Source organism: Brevibacillus sp. (genome assembly GCF_003521185.1).
GTDB lineage: Bacteria > Bacillota > Bacilli > Brevibacillales > Brevibacillaceae > Brevibacillus > Brevibacillus parabrevis.
Window position 1 is genome coordinate 24,710 of record NZ_DOTK01000071.1, and the last position, 17,447, is coordinate 42,156.

Here is a 17,447-nt window from a genome sequence, read left to right on the forward strand (position 1 = left end):
AATAAAACTTTAATTTTGCTAAAACTTCACTTCTTCGACAGAAACGACGGGAAAAGCATGCCCTGGAAGCATTGGCAAGAATGGCTTTTCATCCACATAAGCCACCATGATATGCGACGGTCCAATCATCGTTTTCGGAGCCATTTGCAAACGATCTCCGCGTTCGGTCAGGACCGTGATCAGCAGTTGCCCGCCGCTCTGCCGGACAGCCCCGGGAGTTGCACTCACTGGCACGAGGCTTTCTCCGTTGTATTGCAGCAACAGATGCAAGTCCTGCCGCCAGTTACGAAAATCAACGTAATGACGCACAAAATGAATCGGAGCGTTCGTCACGCCTTGCTCCCCTGGAACATATGTTTTTTGCTGCCGCGCATAACCGCCATTTTCGCTCATCCTGCGATCAAACCGCTGCATTGCCTCTTCTTCTACAAGATCAATTACGCCCTCTGTCTTGAGTACCGGGTCAACAGCAAACGTTGCGTGGTGATTCGCCAACTCCAAAAGCATTTTGACCTCTGTTTTTTTCTGCATGGCCAAATCCGCATCGACAACATATGTACCCATCAGCAAAAAAAGCAGGATTGCTGATATAGATAAAAGATTGATGCCCGTACAATTATCCTCCTACGTTGTTATTTTCTTTTTTCATTAACTTCTTTAGCTTTTTTTGTGTGGATGATTATCACTTGGACTACGTGCCCTAGCCCGTTACAAATCGTAGTCCATGACGTTAATCGTCCCTTGACGCGTGACCTGTAAAGTATCGGCAGGCCCGGGAATCCATGACGTAAAACCAGGATATGGAATGGTCAAGACCAGAGAAAACTCGTCTGCATGGCTCCATAAGACAGGATCGGCCGAATGAGTGCGCGTGACACGAACAGACATCTCCTGTTCCGACAAGGAGAACCGCTTTTCCACAAGCTCCCGTGATATAATCGATCGCACTTCTTCCTGAAGCGCTCCTTCATTGCTTCCTCCATGATTGCTAATGTACTTCACCGCCACAGCGCTGACTTCCATCAATTCATTTTCCGTCTGCACGACAACATGAGTCTGCAACAACCCAATCGTCACCAGCAACAGCAGCATGATATTGAGAATAACCGCAACAAACTGTCCCATCAGGTCGCACCAAATCTCGTCACTTGCACAAGCAAGTCACCGAAAAACTGTTGGCAAGCAGACATGATATTGCCTGGCCCTGTAAAAAGCACTCCAATCGTCAAAGGCAAGACGAGAACAAGCAACACCAACATACTGATCATTTTGTTCACGCGACTACCACCCCGGGTCAAAATATTCGGAGGGACGGCTTCCTGTAAACGAAAAAGCTGTATCTCCTTCTACAAGTGCATTCAACCACTTTGCCACGTTTGACGGAGTAACTTTCATAGCGAGTGTGACAGACTCTTTTCTCTCTTTGCGTGCCCGCTCTCCTTCCCCTCGCGGCCAACTGCCCGCAAACACATCGATAGAAACGTCCCAGCCAAGTCCAGCCATTTTATTGGTATAATAGTCGGCCAACGCTTGATTGAGGTAGCCGATATCCTGCATATCGTCAAGCACATCTGCATAAATACTGCGCGCAATGGCTCTCTCCATTGCGTACAAATGATACGCTCCCACGCCGGAAATCACGAAAAGCAGCGTTATCATACATACGAGAAATACTTTAGTTTTAACCATCTCTTCCGAGGCGACCGTTTTCTTTTAATGAAAGATAAACGTCGTAGCTCGATACACCCTTTCCTGTTGTGTCTCATGTAGCTGCTCTTCTGGATGCAGATTCCAGATGAACGCGCACAGACTCCCTACCATGACAATAATGACGAGAAAGACATGATGGTGCAGCATCAGTTGGACGTATATGCCGTGCCGTTTTGCATCTTGAAGTTGATGTTTTCATTTCGCGTGTCGTAATTAAGCGAGGTAATGGAACGGTTGATGCTTTCGGCAGAATCATTGGCAGCGGGCGACAATTCGTTTCCGTAAGAGCTGACGCCAATCCCCAAAACCATCACGCATGCAAGAAAGATAAAAAACATTTTTGACATAATTGCACTCTCCTTTTCTCTTCTAGAAATGAAATGATCAAGGTATCGCTTTATCGATCCACTGGACAGCTCGATCGCGCAATCCGCCGTCTTGAACGACCGCTGAATTAATCTGCGAGAGGCTCGACACAATGATTCCCAAAGTGAATACGATGCACATGATAATGGACAGCAGCTTGGTCAAACATTTAGCCTCCCTCTAGAGCAAATACTTGCTTAAAATTTCCGTAAGCAGCTTGTACCAGGGAAACATCGCGACTAACAGCCCCATGTAAAAAGCCGGATAGACGATAACACTGTAGCCGATACCGAGCGATTTGATTTTTTTGCGATGGCGAAACATTCTGCGCTGATCAACAGCCCACTCCATTCGCTGCATCGTCACACTGACTTGTCCGGCGCTTAGTTGCTCAATAGTGCGCATGCTTGAGACGAGTATAATTCCATCGTCGACCCCTAATCGGCGTTTGAAGTTTTCCAGCGCTTCATCAGGGTCTTTATTCCACTCGGACAATGTCGGTATATACTCTTTCAACTTCCGGGTAGGTCTTGCGGCTTTCACCATGGCATTGTAGATAGGCACCTGATTCTCCAGCAACGTCACATAACGGTTGATGAATCGTGCAATATCGGTACTCAGCATATCCTCGCGATTCCCCGCCCACATTTTCAACGCCAGATATGGGAACAAGTAGCCACAACCTGAAGCAATACAAATCGATAAAAAGGGGAATGACTCTACGCGGCAGACAATGACCCATACAAGCACCATCATGCAGACAGCGCTCCCGCATACTAATTGTGCAAACAACCACTCTGCTTTTCCCCAGCCAAATGGCCTGCCCGCGCGATTCAACAGTTGCTCCCAGTCATCGTCTTCCTTGGACGCTACCGTACTCTCCCACCTTCGCCACCACTTTGCAGAGATGAATAGCGCTGGTTTTGTGCCTTGCACCAAATACTTTCCAACGAAAAACGCTGCAAGGAACATAAAAATGGAGCCTGACCCCAACCATGTTTACATGACAAGCAACTGCATTATCGGTATCGCCTCCCCCATATGAATGCTAGCAGGATCGAGAACGACCAAACTGTTACCGCAAGCGCTAAAATAGATTGTCCATCAAGCGTGTAAAAATAGAGCCTGTACGAATCTTTCAGCAAGCTTTGGTTGTATGGAATCAGGCAGATACAAATGGCAATAACGATGATCAAACTAATCCATATGGAGTAAATTTCACTGTCCCGCTCGTGCTTCTCGTCCTGTTGAACGAACATTTCATTCGTCAATCGATTGAGCGGAATTTGTATATCCTCTGTCTCTCCTTCTAATCCACTGGATATATACATAGCAAAATCAAATGCCCACGGATGACTCAGTCTTTGTGCAAAACGTTCTATCGCCAAGATGGGATCGCCCCCATCTGCGAGATTGTTATTCAGCAGGAGTAACTCCGGCAACAGTTCTTTGGGGCATTCTTCGATCATCTCCCGGAATGTCAGAACAATATTTTTACGGCTGTTGTAATAGCGGGCAAAAAGCTCGACAAATCGGCAAAAGGATTTTATTTTCTTATTGATTCGCACTGTATAGCGAGCGTACAGCAACAGCGTAGGCATCAACAGAAACAAGAGAAACAAAGATAAAGAGACAATCAGATTGCCCAACAAAATACCCGACATAAAGCCTGCAACACTGCCAATCAAGGAAAGTACAAGATGAGCCTCTGGCGTTCCCCCACCGATTTGACACCAGCGGTCATACCGCTCATACAACAACCGCCTGGTTGCGTGTTGCATAAATTTTTCTCTCCAGACTGCAACCGTACGCGGGAATAAAACCCGGGGAGTAGTCCAAGTGTGATAAAAATAGTTGCCCATAAACATAAATCCAACAAACAGGCAGACGACCATCGGCACAAGCAGCAAATATGTCATAGCATCCTGCCCATATCTGTCAGACGTAGTTCCTTCAATACTCCCAAATCCGCTTTTCCTACGCAGCACATGTACTCGACCAAATGAGGGTTCAGTTGTCTTCCTGTCCATTCGTAGACACCCGTATGTACATTGCGGCTGACCAAAGGGATTGATTCTACACGATTGAAAGTGTCGTTCCAATCAGTGGCGTGAATAGCATCAATGAAGCGATGGCCGTTATTTCGGTAGGTCAGTGAATTTACAAAATTAACGGCTCTGCTAATCCGCTCTTGCGTCAACTCGATACTGCGACCACCGTATTGATACACCAGGTCAGTCAAGTCATGCAAAGCTTTATGAGGAAAACGTTCATGCATCGCTGCAATCGTCGCATCTGTGCCCCTAATTCCCGCATTAACAAAGTGGTAGGCTTCTATCGGCTCTCGTATTTCTCCAATTAAAATCGTGTTGGCTGTGGACCGATACATGTCTTTAAAGCAGCTACCCAAATCAATGCCGATCTCCTCGACGTTTTGCAGTTCAATTACTTCTCCTGGCCATATATCAGCGAACCGCATCTCATGCTCACTTTCGAAAATAGTGATGTACTCTGTAGACGGATCTTTCAGCTTCAACATGCACATCATCAAGGTCGTTTTTCCAGCAGCCATCGGACCAATAACGAGAACGTTTGCCCTCCCCCGTACTTGCTGTTCGAGCAGCCATTGCACAGGTTCATCAAAGGTGGGTTGAGACTGCAAGCGTAGCTGCTCAAGTGAGAAGGAAGGAGTTGTAAAGCGTCTTACAAGAATGGTAGGCACTCTGGAGTAAGGAAAAGTAAACATGGTCAGGCGTGCTTGCAAAGCTTGGAGATACCCGCTTAAACGAGGTTTTTTCTCGTTAAATGACAGCCCCGCGGCATTCGTCAATTTTTGTTGGAGCATCTCAACTTCTTTCCAGGTAGGCGTGTAGGAAAGAAATTTTTTGATCCCCTGCTCCAGATATGCGACTTTTCGATTGGCAGATATTCGCACCTCTTCGACCCACGGAGACAGATGCAGAACGGCATCCAAGATTCCCCAGCCGTAAGTTGCAAATACAAGACCTTCGTATCCATTGACATGCGGCAAAATTTCTTCAACAATCGGCCGTTTGACTACTTCTTCAAAATAATGCTGCAATCGTAAAATAATATGGTTATGGCTATCACGATCTCCTTGTTCGGCCAGAGAAAGAATATGCTGCATTTCCAGCTTCTCTTCACGAGTTTTGCCAAAATGATTTAAGTAATCCCGGGCTGCTTGCTTAATATCCTCTATGCTGTGCAGACTCTGCGTCCCCCTGTTTAATTCGATCGCGCTCATCAGTTGTACACCGCACTTTTTTCAATGTGGTCAGCCTTTGCCAGTTCTTTGAGGCTGCTTACGTACGATTTCGGAGGAAACAGCTCTTCAATGAGCACGCTGCGGCTCCGCTGGGATTGCATCAGCCTGCTTGAAGATATGTGAGGAACTACGCCGTAGACCGGGATATCCTCCCCGATTCGAAATGGCTGACCAGGCTCTTGATGACTTAACAAAACCTCGCAATGCACTTCTTTTTCTCGCCATTGTTTCAGCCACTCTTTGGCGTTCTCAATACTGAAAGGGTCTGCGCGTACAAATAACAGATTCCGATCAGCCGTATAAAGCAGCCGCTGCATGGCTTCCGACTCTGGAAAGCAATAGCCCCAATCAACGTAAATGTAGTCGAATTGCACACGAAACGCCGCAATCATGTTGCTTACCTCAGCACTCCTCCATCTGCTGGCGGCATGAGCGTAGTACAAGTTGGGCAAATGAACGCTTTGCTTGCAAGCCGTGCGCCAGTTACGCCTTTTCGCTGTCTGCAGATCCATTAAGTCTGGTCGAAACAAGGACAGCTGATGCTGTTGAAGCTTGAAAAAGCGGGTTAAGTCCGGCTTCTCGGTATTCATGTCCAGAACAGCAATGCTTTTCGTCGGGTTTTGTCTGGCTAGCAAAATCGGATAATTGATGCAAAACGTAGTGATCCCAGAAGCCCCAAAACTCATTAAAGCGAATACTTGCCCTGACCTTGCCTGATCCTCATTTTTCTGCCTTTCATTCATAAAACCTAAAATCATGCTGATATTATCCCGAATCTCTTCCTGTGAAAGCTGAGCAGAAAGGAGATACACCCTTTCAAGTCCAAGCTCCTCCGAGACTTTGGCAATGATTGCTTCATCCCGGTACAACGGAACGATGATTAGCAGGGAATCGTCAGGAAGCATGGTTCTCACGGATGGAAGCCATTCCCAGGATGGACTCGTAAACATTTCGGAAAAAACCACTGTTGCATCTGGCTGATAAAGACGAACAAGGCGAGGAAATTCCTCTGCTGATTCAGCCACCAATAACTCGCTTGATGTTGGCATGTACGTTTTGGCTAACGACTTCATTGGATAACAAACTAATATTTTCATGATGCTTGCTCCTTTGAAACCATAATATGTCCAACCTGAAGCATGCCGTATGTCATTGCTTCATTCAGGATCACGTACTCTTGATCCGTCAAATTAAATCCTAGAAAAGCAGGCAGTGATGTAGGCTGTACGCGATAGTCGTAGTATCTTTTTTCATTGGCAGGCTGAGTCTTTTTCCCCGCTCCATGAAATACGGCGTCCATCTGATCCGGAGAGGGAAGCAAGTTCGGCTTCAAAGTATAGATTTCGGAACCATTGCTATCCCTCACGCTGGCTAATTGGCTTTCGAAAAGGAGGTCTGCAGTATCATTGGTCTTTTTGAATTGGGCCGGTTCAGGGTAATCCTGTAATTCGGCGAAATTCTTGTATTTGACCCAGATTTTCACACGGTCCCCCTTACGCAGTTCTGTAAGAGGTTGGATAGAAAGCAGCGGAAACTCATAACGGGCTTCACCTTTCCCGGGCAAAAGCTGTGAATCAGTCAATTTGTTCGTTAGCAATTGTTCACCTTGATAAATGGTTTGCGTGCTCTTTTTTCCAATCACATCACTCAACGCACGCGCAGATTCAGGTAAAATTTCATCGACTTCTTCTTGTACGAGCACCACGTCATTCTCCGTAATCGGCTCAAAAGGGGCAATTTCTTTTCCCGCAGCTACTTTAACAACTGGCGCAAACAGTTTTTCTGTCGCCAGCGCGTCAATATACTGTGTCGCTGCATAAAATGACGAGCCTGCCAGGAGTAATGAAATCAGGCATATCACAATCATGGTTTGCTTTTTCATAGCATCCTTCCTTTATGAACATGCATCAGGGATTGAAACTCACTTTCCTCCTCCGGGAAAAGCTCTAGTAAAAAATTGGCTTTTACATGTGCCGCAGCAGCCTTTTCCTGATCAATGAGCGGAACTTGATAGTCTACTTGCGAAGAACTTGTACCCCAGAGGGACAGAGTACCCTCTACTTTTTTCAACACAGTGGTCCGGGCGAGTTGCGCGTTCCATTTGTTGGCGATGATTTTCACTTTGTTTTTTCCAGATAGCCACCAGCCTGGAACTGATTCGATCAAAAATAACCGAGTGAGACGAGCAATATCCGCGTCTAAAACAACCCAAATTTCATCGGCCAGCTCAAAAATCTGTTTTGCCTCGTTTTTATTCCAATTAGAAGATACATCTATGAATACAATCGAGCTTTCTTTGTTCAGTCGGAGTATCCAACTGGCTATATCGATTTGAGAAGATTCTGGATGAACATGAGAAGGAGTTTCGATCTGGATGCGAAGTTGATTATTTTGCATAAGGATCAATGATGTCGGAGATAAATTCTTGAATGATCGAACCCTGCGTTCGTAATCAAGAGCGAAGTAAAAGTAAGAAGTATGGTTGGGCAGTTCGCAGAGTGTAACGGGTATTCCTTTTGCGGCCCAGGCGTAAGCGACGTTGCCAGCGATAAAACTGGCGCCTGCCTGCGGATATAAACTTGTTACCGCAATACATTTCCGAGTGACCGTCTCTAATGGTTCTGGTACATCGGGTAAAGTCAGTTTTTCTTTGAGCAGCCTCCATTGCCGTTCTTCCTCAGTCGTATTCGTAAAATCCTGCTGTTCCAAATCACGGAACCTGGAGACGAAACGGCTCACTTGGTGAAACATGACTATCCCACCTGGGAATCGTTTGATTTATTTTTTCCCCTGATGTATTTCTCGAATTTCTCTACCATTTCCCTGACAGTGAGTGACTTGCGATGGTAGTAGTAAATTTTTCGCAAACGCTCACGTTCTTGCTGAGTCATTTCCGGCTTAACTTTGGCAGCCAGCTCGATAAGCAGTGCCAATTCTACGTTATTGGGCCTGCCTCTGCGTGGAGGATTGGCAAACAACTCCTGCTGTTTTTTGTCAAAGGCATTCGGGTATTCTAGCAGCCACATATCTACCAATGTCTCGATGTCTTCTTGAGTTCGAACCCCAAGCTTCATCAAGTATTTAAAGTAGTGAGACAATGAGCGCTCCTTCAGCAACCCGCTCCTCCATCTGACGACAAATCCGCTTGGCATGGTCAAAAGCTTGGTTACGTCCCGAATGAGTGCTGTCCGATTTTGTGATTGATACTGAACCACCGCTTCTTTTACCAAGGTGAACAAAATGTCGTGATAGTTAGCGTTGCTATAACCGCTACCGTATTCGACGATATACCATTCCTCTACCGCCTTATCAAAGTCTCTGCGGCAGTTGGTCAATTGCAGTTGATTCAAATGCTCATAAAACTCTTCGAGATCGTAGTGAACCGTAAACTCTTCCTGATAATCCCCAAAGACATACTTAATAAAAGCTTCTTTCAGTTCTTCCAATGACACCAAACTCAGTCCGTTTGTCTCCTGATAGCAGCGGTTGACCAATTCGATTGCACTCTTTGCCATCACGTTAAAATACCCCCCTATTTTTTTACAAATTATTATAATAATAGACATTTTGTAATATCTCTCGTCACTCGTCAAATCTTTTTTGTCACATTTTGTAACAGTATTGTGAATATTTGGATCGCCCTGCACGCAACCGTGCAAGGCGATATCCCGCACTATTCTGCGTTCAGATAAAGCTCTTCACCTGTAGCGAAAAGAAGTGCGATTCTACCTCCTCGCTCCATGACGGCCGGAGCATTCTCCATCACAATCAGCCCGTCATTGAGTACAACTCTGTCCCCAAATCGATGTACCGTCTCGATTCGGAAACTTCCCAGCGAGAGTCTTTCCAGTGAAAGATGCCTGCCGGGCTTGTGCTTCTGATAGCGTACCTGTCGCCCCAGAAGCTGCTCTACGGATGCAGAGCACTTGTGGTGAGCCTCTACTGTTGCCATGCGCAACGCCTCCTTCTCTCACCTGTAGAGTACGGCCGTTTCATGTGCTTATAAGCCAATGAAACTATCTCTACGGTAAAAAAAGACAGAGGGCGTTTGCAAATATTTTTACTCTTCTTCCCAGTAGGAGGGATGACTTAGCTCGGGATACATCTCTGTCACCATATCAAACGGAGAAAAGTACAAGGTATCGACGAGAATTTTCAATTTGTATTGCTTCAAGAGCGAATAAGCCCGCTCTGTCTTGCTAAACAACCTGGGGAGTTCACGCAAATCTGAAAGCTGCAACAGATGTTGGCACATGTAATCGACGCATATTTTGGCCCGCTCCTCGCCTTTCACACTTTGAAAATACGCCGGGGGAAAATGACGCCGGATACCTGATAGCACCTCCTGATAGACCCAAAGCGCACGTTGCTTTTCGGTTAGCCGCGGCAAGTAAGGATAGGCAAATTCGACAAAATAATACACATCCTCCGCTTTGGCTTCGATCGGCGGCTCAATATACTCTCGTATCAAATGCAGCTTCAATTGTTTGATATCTTCCAGGCTCAACTCACGTCTAGCTTGTTCTGGCGTCCATTTCTTCACATTTTCTATGGCGTAACGGACGATTAACTGGACCTTCTGCTTGCGGTACTGCGCATCTTCAAATTCATACGGGGAAAAACGTTTCTGCTCTCCGTTAAGAATGCGTTTGTACCGATCGACGATTTTTGACGGCACTGTCCCCTCACTCCAATCCCCATTTTTGGAATATACTCCTAAATTACCACGGGTGATTGGGACAAAAATAACAGGGATGTCGCCATAAAACGCGCCTTTAGTCATATACTCCCGACTGCGACACTCGTTCTATTTTTACATCGAGCTGCTCCCAAAACGCAGGAATCCTCTGGTCTACCTCCATTTTCAGATGGTAAATGCCTTGGCGGTACAAGTGGGAGCGCTCTCCCTTTTGATGAACAACTGAAATCTCTTCTGCTCTGCTTGCCAATGCTGATTGGTTCATTCTCCATAAAATAGCTGCCTCTTCACGCGCGCCCCTTATTACCTCGGCATTTTCCTGTTCGGCTTCCTCTGTGGTTGCATATAATCTTTTTTCTGGTGCGCCGTCAGAATTGGCGTACTCCCACATCCCTGCTGCTCGTGCTCCTTTTGTTATCAGATCAGCAGTATGTTGAACTTTCATTTCCAAATAGTCAGCCTGCTCCGAGAGCAACAGCAGAGCCAACAAACCGCCCAAGCAAAAAAGAAAAAAGAGCATCGTGATCATTGTCGCTCCGTTCTCTTCTCTTGTGATTGTCACAATGCGCCGCCACAAGCCGTTCATTTTTTGTCCTCCGCGTTTTCTATCATCATGTGATAGCTTTCGGACAACTCATACAAAGCTCCGGTAGCAAGCAGACGAAAAGTAATTTTCGCCTCTGATTTGAAATGGTTCCCTTTTTTCCAGCCGCCTTCATCCAGTTCAAGCACAACCTCTTTGTCCGCAACCTCCATCCCTTGATCAAGCTCGGCTGCTCCCCGTTCTCTGGCGTGGTATTTGGCCAAGCCGAAATTCGGTTGCACAGCAGCGATTCTTCCTGCTTCGTACGCGGCTGCCAAAGCCTTTTGCCGATTGTACAAAATCGTGAATTGATCGAAAGAAAAAACGATCAATAACCAAACCAAAGGGAAGATCAAGACAAACTCAATCAACTGACTGCCTTGTTCGTCGCACAACCATTGTTTGCACTTGTTTCTCATCAGCTTTCTCCCAGCATACGCATGGCTTGGCGAAGCAAAAATGCGCACAACAAAAACACTGCATACGGGAACGAAAATCCTGAACTCCCCACTTCAGGAAGCCAGAGCTGCCGATGCGCCTTCCATCCCGCTGCCATCACATGGAGGTTCCTTGCAAGACGGGACCAACTGCACGGGAAAAATAAAACACTCAACAGACATATACCCATCGATTGCAGAAAAAGCGTGTACACATCCATCCAGCTTGTCCATGCACCCAAAGCCATCAACAGCTTTTGATCGCCCATCCCCATGCCTTTTGCAGCAACAGGGAAAACCGTCAACACGAATGCTCCCAGTACGCCCATCGTTGCTGTCCATAGCGAGCCGATGTGCCACTGGTAGCATAGCCCCAGCACAACTGCCGATAACGTGACTGCATTAGGAATCCTTCGATACTTCCAGTCATACCAAGCCGACGTAACCAGCAAACCTGTTAAAATCACATGGATCATTTGCTGATCTTTTCTTGCAGTTCCTTCAGCTTGGCGTCCTCCGCTTCCCCCAATGAAGCCAGCGTCGGAATGATCAAGATGAGAATTACCGCCACGATGATGACCATTTCCACAATCGTTACACCGTCTTCCTCGCGCCAAAAGCGCCGCAAATAGTCAGAGACAAATGACATCTCTTTCCCTCCTTTTTCAGATCGTATCTTCACTTTGCCAAAAGACAGTGCAGGGGTGCAAAAATATTTACAAACGCTCTCCGATGCCCATAAGCGCTGGGCCGATTACCAGAAATAGCAAAGGAACGCCCATGAACACAATCACAAGCGGGAGAAGGCGAATATTCAAACGATTCATGTGAGCGGCAGCTTCATCTTCCTGCTGCCTTACCTGTTCTTCAATTTGCACAGACAACATGTGCGAGATGCTGACTCCTTTGCTTATTGCTTCGTTCATCTCCAAAGCGATCGTACTCAAGGAATCGACCTCCCAGCGAAACGCCAGCTCTTCCAACGCCTTTCTCCACGATCCGTGCCGCTTTTCTGCGACCTCAAGCCAGGAAAGCTCCTTGCCAAGCCTGGCATTGAAACGACGTGCTGTCTGTTTTACCGCGATTTGCAATGGCATGCCTGCCTCAACCAACGATTGGACAATGCCAAAAAAGATCGGCACTTGCTCGCGTATTTCGGCTTTGGCCCGTTTGTCTGCCCAATCAAGAGCCAATGTAGGCAGCAAATAAAGCCCCAAGCTAAGGATCAATGGATACCCCGTTTTTACTCCGAGCATCTCTCCTCCTGCCAGCTTCAATAGCAGGCTGAAAAGCGAAGAGGCGACCAGGCATACGCCGATCAGCCTCATGATTACCAACTCCGCCAAACTCATTTGCATGTGGAGCCTCAATAAGATTTCTTCCGTTTTTACAGGCTGTATGCCTGTCCAGCTGCATAATCGATGCAAAAGCGGGACGTTTCGCTCTAGCATGCGTACCAAAGCCCAGCGAGCTTGTCGCCGTTCAAAAGCTTGATCAAGCTCCGCCTGTTGCTCAATTTCAATTCGACTGAACAAGGTGGAAAAAAAGGAGTCTCCCTTGCTTACGCAAGCAGGGAGTCCGTAGAGGAACACTGCCAATCCAAGCAATAGCCCAATCAGAAGCACACTTCTTCATCCCCCTCTGTGTATGCTTTTGTGCGCGATGTAGCGAATGGCTTCTCCCCCCAACAAAATACTCGCCAGGCACACCCACATGAGCAAACGGCCGCCAAGTGTCGCTGTCAGCGAATCAAAATGATGCGGATTGTTTGCGAAAAGTGCCACGATAAAGACAAAGGGCATTACACTCAAAAGGTTCACTTGCGCTACAATTTGCGCCATGGCTGCTTTTTGCCGACGAAATGACTGTCTGCGGCGCAAGATGGCCGAAGCCGCCAAATCAAGTGTCTTCGCCATGTCTCCACCCATTTCTCGCTGAATTTGTACGATAGTAGCCAAATAGTTGACATCAGCCGAGCCTGTTCGCTGGGAAAAGTCATTCATGACATGCTCAAGCGGCACCTGTGCGCGAAGCAGCTCCACAATTCTCTTGTACTCTGTTGTAATGCTCCCTTCCAAAAAAGGACTTGCAACCACCTGCTCAAAAGCGTGCAAATACGATGGCGACGTCCGCAATGAGCTTGCCATCAAGCGAATGGCTTTTATATTCCCAGCCTCAAATTTGTCTCGACGCTTTGCTCCCCAAACACTAACCACTCGCTCTGTAAACAAAATACCAGCAAACAACGCAGGCGCGGCCAGCCACCATGATTGCAAGATTTGGCTGCTAAAAACAAAAGACACGGCCCCGAAGAAAAAGCACAGGGTCACATACTGGTTCACTCCCAAACCCGAGTGTGATTTCGCCAGGCGCTCCTCTAAGCGATTCCATACCGTTTTTCTGTCTTGCTGAAGTACGCCCACAATCGCATGCTTGCCCGATCTTCCCCGCGTGTAAAGCTTCGGCGGAATCACGAGCAACAATATCGCTACACCGATTCCCGTAGCGACAGGCAGGCTGATGTCTCCCAACGTCAGTCCCTCCTAGACGGATATTGGCGTTGTAAAAAATACCTGCTCGATCTCTTCGCGTGACATCCCCTTTTCCAGCCACCGCTTGATCATCCGTTCCGGCCGATAACCTGTCCATTTGAAGTGTCCTTTGACTTTTCCGTCATGTACACCCATCGGCTCGAATACAAAAATATCTTGCAAATACACTCTGTCCGGCAAAACCTGTTTTACGTTGCAGGCCTTTTTGATCCACTCTTCATGGGATTGGCCTGTTCCGACAACTTCTGTTATCGCAACCACTTTGCGACTCCCATCTTCGTCAAACCGCTTTACCTGAACGATCAAGTCCAGTGCCGAGCCAATCATCAGATTGCGTTCTTGGGCACTGTACACTTCATCAGCCTTGCCAAACAAAATCGGCAATGTAGAATCAACCAAGGCACGTGGTGAATTTGCATGAGCTGTGCTCCAGCTTCCCGGGTGATCGGTGTTCATCGCCCATAGCATGTCGACAATTTCTCCGCCACGCGTCTCGCCTACCATAATGACATCCGGCCGTTTGCGCAATGACAAGCGAACACAATCCTTGATAGAGAATCCTCCTTTTCCTTCGTAGTTAGCCGGCTTTGCCAGCAACCTTCTCACAAACGGATGCTGGAGTCTCATCTCCAAAACATCCTCGATCGTAATGATGCTCAAATGAGCAGGAACGTATTGAGAAATAAGGTTCAACATATGCGTTTTGCCTGAGCCGGTTCCGCCGCTGACAATCCCGGATGCTCTGGACAGGCCGACAGCTCTTTGCAAAAACAACAGCATCGGCTCACAAATCGATCCGTACCGCAAATAGTCGCTTTCGCTCAGCAGCTCTCGATGCTTGCGAATGGTCAGCGTGTGTCCATCCGGCGTAATCGATCGGTGCGTGGCAGCCACCCGCGAGCCGTCAGGAAGCTGTGTATGCAGCTCTGCTTTTGTTTCATTGAACTCGCGCCCCATTGTCGCAGCCATTTGCTCCAGCAAGTGCAGCATTTCTTCTTCGCTTCGAAACAGGATTGCATCGTTTTTTTCCAGTCGTCCCGTACTTTTCCGCTCAACTACCAGGTAATTATGGCGATGGAACATAATCTCCGTAATATCTTGGTCCTCTAATAGTTCATCAAGTGCTCCCCACCCCGTCAAGGAATGCAGCAAGCGTTTGACCTCCGTCTCCAACTGAATGGACGACAGCGGCATTTGCGATTCCAACAGCATTCTGATGTCAGCTGTCAGCTCTTCTTTGAAGGTAGCCGAATGTTTGTCCTCCCATAGACGCCTGCCGTGTTTCTCCACGATTTGAGTACGAATAAATGTCTCTGCCTCGCTGCCAATCCAACGCTCTTGTGAACGTTCTAGGGAAGCTGGACTTTCTAATTGCTTTTCAAAAAAGGCAGCGGATGAACTGGAATGATCACGCCCCATCGGCCGCGACTCTTGGCTTTTTTGTACGTGATTGGATATGCCAAGCAACTGTCGTTTATCGAACATTTCGCCCTCCTATCCCCACAGCCAGCGAAAAAGTGACGCTTTTTCATTCTTTTTCTCTTTTGCAGCAGGTGTTTTGGCTACTTCATCAACTGGAAACAATGCTTTCCCCAACGTTTCAATCGCATCTCTGGCTGCACTTCGCCCTGTTTGCAGCATGACTGGCACTCCTGTGTTAATGGACTTTTTGACTTCGCTGTCGTCAGGGATCGAAAAGATTTTTTTGCTTGGGTGAAGCTGAAAGTAAGCTCTGATTTCCTCCAACGTAAACATTTCTTTTCGCTGGAGACGATTCATGCACACTTGAATGCGCTCTTCGGGATACTCTGCTTCTCTGAGAAGTTTTAACAAGCGCTGAATATTTTCAATAGAGTCTACCACCGGATTTCCCACCATCACGACATGCTCGGCAAAAAACAGCGCCTGAATGGTAGCATCAGTCGTATCAGGAGCGGTATCAATCAAGATGACATCGTAGTTGCTGCGCTTGAGCGTCTCCAAAATGAGATACAAATGATAGTCGCGGATTTCAAAGCTCTGGCGTATATCTCTGGGGGAAGTGAGCACATCAAGGCCAGACTCCGAATGAACGACGGTATACCGTTCAATCTGTTGTGGTAATAGCGGCAATGATGAGGCAAGTTCTTGCCATTCCTCTGGTTTGATGGAATATGTGTCGAGCCCTTTGCTCTCTGCGTATGCATGAAGCTGGCGGTCAAGGTCTTGTACCCACGTATACAAGTTCGGTGTTCGTGGGAGGTTTAGTGTAGTCGCAAATGTCCCTAGATCGAGATTGAAATCAACTGCCAACACTTTCAAAGGCTGGCCTTCCCTTTTTTGTGTGGAAAAGAAGATAGCCAATTCGCGGGAAATAAACGTTTTTCCCACTCCACCTTTTGGGCCGTACACGGTAATAAGATGCTTCGGCTTTACGCGAGGATTTTGCTCGGATACTCCCAATTCTTTCCAATACTCGGAGTCAGGCAGATCGCGTACGTTATCGTGATGCTCTGGTAAAATATTGTGTTGCAGTTGTGGTTGCCTGGAATCGGCAGTTGCTGCGATCTGGCCCTGAGCCATCATCGCTAGAGCTTCTACTTGTCCCAGTTGTATCGGTTTTGCAATCACCCAAATACCGAGATTGCGAAAAAACGGTTCCCACATCAGCTCACTTGCTGTGCACGCCGCGATAAAAGACAAATGCGGGAAAGCGAGACGAAACTGCTGACTCAATATGCCTCTTTCCGTATCTTTAATTCCGCCCAGTAGAACAAGCTCTGGCCGGGTCGCGTGAAGTTTTGCCCATGCTTCCTCTACGCTGGACGCTTCGCCGCATACTTCGATCAGATGACTGCACGCAAGCTGACTGATTAAAGAGCGAGTTGCTTCGCGATCATCGTCTACAATCAGCAATCGTCTTTTCACTCACGTTCCCCCTTTTCCAACGCCCATCGTTTTTTTGTTCGCATGAGCTCAGCTGCAAATCCTGCATCTCCTATTCCTGACTGCTGATCGTCCATGATTCCAGCCAGTCCCAACCTGATCTTGCCGTAATGCAATGCGTGTGTTAATAAAATGGCTTCCTCTCTTCCAAGAGACAGGGTGACCGCTTGCAGCTTCGGTTGATCTCCCTCCATTTCACGCTGAACAGCCAAAATCGGCATATTTTGCAGGAGAATACCCGAGTGCGCCCCTGCTTCGTCTTCGAAAGAAGCATAGACATGCACTCTTTCTCCTGTCGAAATGTGTGGCGAGACACCTGCCACATTATCAACAGGAATGCTCATCCCTGTTCTTACATCTTTCGGCGAAGTCTCCTTTCCTGCCTGATCAACCAACTCCAAATCACCCAGCAGCAAAGGACGGCCGCCCTTTACCGAGCGCGAAAAGGGTAACCCGATCAACCGCTGGCCCTCTGTCCATGGAATCAACCCTGGTATGGGATCAGAAGTTTTTTGAAAAAGTCCGCCCAATGTCAAGGTGAGCGGCTCCACATCTTTTGCTTCCAGCAGTTGTCCACTCTCTTTTTCTACAGTTGATCGCAACTGTATAAAGGTTATTTCATGCGGTTTCAAAATCGTGTAGGCACCGATCCCCATGCATGATGCCAATAGCAACAGAGCCAATAACCGCAGTGGATGCACAGACATTTTCTCCCTCCTCTCAATCCTGCTACAAGCGTAAAGGAGGGAACTGGGACAAAAAAAGAAACAACAAAAAAACCGTGTAGATTACCTACACGGTTTTCTCATACAAAAAAGCTGCATTCTCCATTACTCGCAAAAGTAATCGGGAATACAGCTTTTTTGCTTGTTCCTTCAAAACTGAATAC

General features: G+C 47.3%; 24 protein-coding genes. All 24 read right to left on the reverse strand.

Annotated features, from left to right (window positions below; translation table 11 throughout):
* Window positions 1–18: 18 nt before the first annotated feature.
* Entirely contained in the window at window positions 19–531 is a 513-nt protein-coding gene (locus tag DEP07_RS21490; RefSeq protein ID WP_287102992.1) for a hypothetical protein, read from the reverse strand.
* A gap of 177 nt (window positions 532–708) precedes the next feature.
* Window positions 709–1,125, reverse strand: coding sequence for a hypothetical protein (locus tag DEP07_RS21495; RefSeq protein WP_287102993.1), 417 nt, complete (start codon window positions 1,123–1,125; stop codon window positions 709–711).
* The gene (locus DEP07_RS21500; protein WP_274874678.1) at window positions 1,125–1,277 is read right to left on the reverse strand and encodes a hypothetical protein; all 153 of its coding nucleotides are present in this window, start codon (window positions 1,275–1,277) and stop codon (window positions 1,125–1,127) included. The genes DEP07_RS21495 and DEP07_RS21500 overlap by 1 nt, the downstream gene beginning before the upstream one ends.
* A 4-nt stretch (window positions 1,278–1,281) precedes the next feature.
* On the reverse strand, window positions 1,282–1,605 hold the full coding sequence (locus DEP07_RS21505) for a hypothetical protein (RefSeq protein ID WP_281869335.1): 324 nt from the start codon (window positions 1,603–1,605) through the stop codon (window positions 1,282–1,284).
* 251 nt (window positions 1,606–1,856) lie between these two features.
* Window positions 1,857–2,057 carry a hypothetical protein gene (locus DEP07_RS21510; RefSeq protein WP_005831465.1) on the reverse strand — a complete coding sequence of 67 codons (201 nt, stop codon included), beginning with the start codon at window positions 2,055–2,057 and terminating at the stop codon, window positions 1,857–1,859.
* A gap of 37 nt (window positions 2,058–2,094) precedes the next feature.
* A complete protein-coding gene (locus DEP07_RS21515) occupies window positions 2,095–2,241 on the reverse strand; it encodes a hypothetical protein (protein WP_167470396.1) in 147 nt (48 codons plus the stop codon).
* Window positions 2,242–2,256: 15 nt separating this feature from the next.
* Window positions 2,257–3,012, reverse strand: a complete 756-nt coding sequence (locus DEP07_RS21520) for a type II secretion system F family protein (RefSeq protein ID WP_287102994.1) — start codon at window positions 3,010–3,012, stop codon at window positions 2,257–2,259.
* Between the two features lie 83 nt (window positions 3,013–3,095).
* Entirely contained in the window at window positions 3,096–3,995 is a 900-nt protein-coding gene (locus DEP07_RS21525) for a hypothetical protein (protein WP_122966747.1), read from the reverse strand.
* Complete coding sequence (locus DEP07_RS21530) at window positions 3,992–5,341, reverse strand: ATPase, T2SS/T4P/T4SS family (protein WP_122966748.1); 1,350 nt, start codon at window positions 5,339–5,341, stop codon at window positions 3,992–3,994. Before DEP07_RS21530 ends, DEP07_RS21525 begins: the two co-directional genes overlap by 4 nt.
* The gene (locus DEP07_RS21535) at window positions 5,341–6,459 is read right to left on the reverse strand and encodes a hypothetical protein (RefSeq protein WP_122966749.1); all 1,119 of its coding nucleotides are present in this window, start codon (window positions 6,457–6,459) and stop codon (window positions 5,341–5,343) included. Before DEP07_RS21535 ends, DEP07_RS21530 begins: the two co-directional genes overlap by 1 nt.
* Window positions 6,456–7,244, reverse strand: a complete 789-nt coding sequence (locus DEP07_RS21540) for an SAF domain-containing protein (RefSeq protein WP_122966750.1) — start codon at window positions 7,242–7,244, stop codon at window positions 6,456–6,458. Before DEP07_RS21540 ends, DEP07_RS21535 begins: the two co-directional genes overlap by 4 nt.
* A complete protein-coding gene (locus DEP07_RS21545) occupies window positions 7,241–8,113 on the reverse strand; it encodes a hypothetical protein (RefSeq protein ID WP_122966751.1) in 873 nt (290 codons plus the stop codon). The genes DEP07_RS21540 and DEP07_RS21545 overlap by 4 nt, the downstream gene beginning before the upstream one ends.
* 2 nt (window positions 8,114–8,115) lie before the next feature.
* Complete coding sequence (locus DEP07_RS21550) at window positions 8,116–8,877, reverse strand: hypothetical protein (protein ID WP_233454195.1); 762 nt, start codon at window positions 8,875–8,877, stop codon at window positions 8,116–8,118.
* 158 nt (window positions 8,878–9,035) lie between these two features.
* Window positions 9,036–9,314, reverse strand: coding sequence for a hypothetical protein (locus DEP07_RS21555; RefSeq protein WP_122966752.1), 279 nt, complete (start codon window positions 9,312–9,314; stop codon window positions 9,036–9,038).
* Window positions 9,315–9,422: 108 nt separating this feature from the next.
* A complete protein-coding gene (locus DEP07_RS21560; RefSeq protein ID WP_122966753.1) occupies window positions 9,423–10,040 on the reverse strand; it encodes a hypothetical protein in 618 nt (205 codons plus the stop codon).
* A 97-nt stretch (window positions 10,041–10,137) separates the two neighbouring features.
* Window positions 10,138–10,647, reverse strand: coding sequence for a hypothetical protein (locus DEP07_RS21565; protein WP_122966754.1), 510 nt, complete (start codon window positions 10,645–10,647; stop codon window positions 10,138–10,140).
* Window positions 10,644–11,063, reverse strand: coding sequence for a TadE/TadG family type IV pilus assembly protein (locus DEP07_RS21570; RefSeq protein ID WP_217023420.1), 420 nt, complete (start codon window positions 11,061–11,063; stop codon window positions 10,644–10,646). Before DEP07_RS21570 ends, DEP07_RS21565 begins: the two co-directional genes overlap by 4 nt.
* Window positions 11,063–11,557 carry an A24 family peptidase gene (locus tag DEP07_RS21575; RefSeq protein ID WP_173598167.1) on the reverse strand — a complete coding sequence of 165 codons (495 nt, stop codon included), beginning with the start codon at window positions 11,555–11,557 and terminating at the stop codon, window positions 11,063–11,065. Before DEP07_RS21575 ends, DEP07_RS21570 begins: the two co-directional genes overlap by 1 nt.
* Window positions 11,554–11,730: a Flp family type IVb pilin gene (locus DEP07_RS21580; protein ID WP_063227516.1), complete on the reverse strand. Its 177-nt coding sequence runs from the start codon at window positions 11,728–11,730 to the stop codon at window positions 11,554–11,556. Before DEP07_RS21580 ends, DEP07_RS21575 begins: the two co-directional genes overlap by 4 nt.
* 67 nt (window positions 11,731–11,797) lie before the next feature.
* A complete protein-coding gene (locus DEP07_RS21585) occupies window positions 11,798–12,439 on the reverse strand; it encodes a type II secretion system F family protein (protein ID WP_281869330.1) in 642 nt (213 codons plus the stop codon).
* 273 nt (window positions 12,440–12,712) lie between these two features.
* The gene (locus DEP07_RS21590; RefSeq protein ID WP_173598169.1) at window positions 12,713–13,612 is read right to left on the reverse strand and encodes a type II secretion system F family protein; all 900 of its coding nucleotides are present in this window, start codon (window positions 13,610–13,612) and stop codon (window positions 12,713–12,715) included.
* A gap of 12 nt (window positions 13,613–13,624) precedes the next feature.
* A complete protein-coding gene (locus DEP07_RS21595) occupies window positions 13,625–15,118 on the reverse strand; it encodes a CpaF family protein (RefSeq protein WP_280649328.1) in 1,494 nt (497 codons plus the stop codon).
* Window positions 15,119–15,127: 9 nt separating this feature from the next.
* Window positions 15,128–16,540: an AAA family ATPase gene (locus tag DEP07_RS21600; protein WP_287102995.1), complete on the reverse strand. Its 1,413-nt coding sequence runs from the start codon at window positions 16,538–16,540 to the stop codon at window positions 15,128–15,130.
* Window positions 16,537–17,265: a Flp pilus assembly protein CpaB gene (gene cpaB, locus DEP07_RS21605; protein ID WP_287102996.1), complete on the reverse strand. Its 729-nt coding sequence runs from the start codon at window positions 17,263–17,265 to the stop codon at window positions 16,537–16,539. The genes DEP07_RS21600 and cpaB overlap by 4 nt, the downstream gene beginning before the upstream one ends.
* Between the last annotated feature and the right edge of the window lie 182 nt (window positions 17,266–17,447).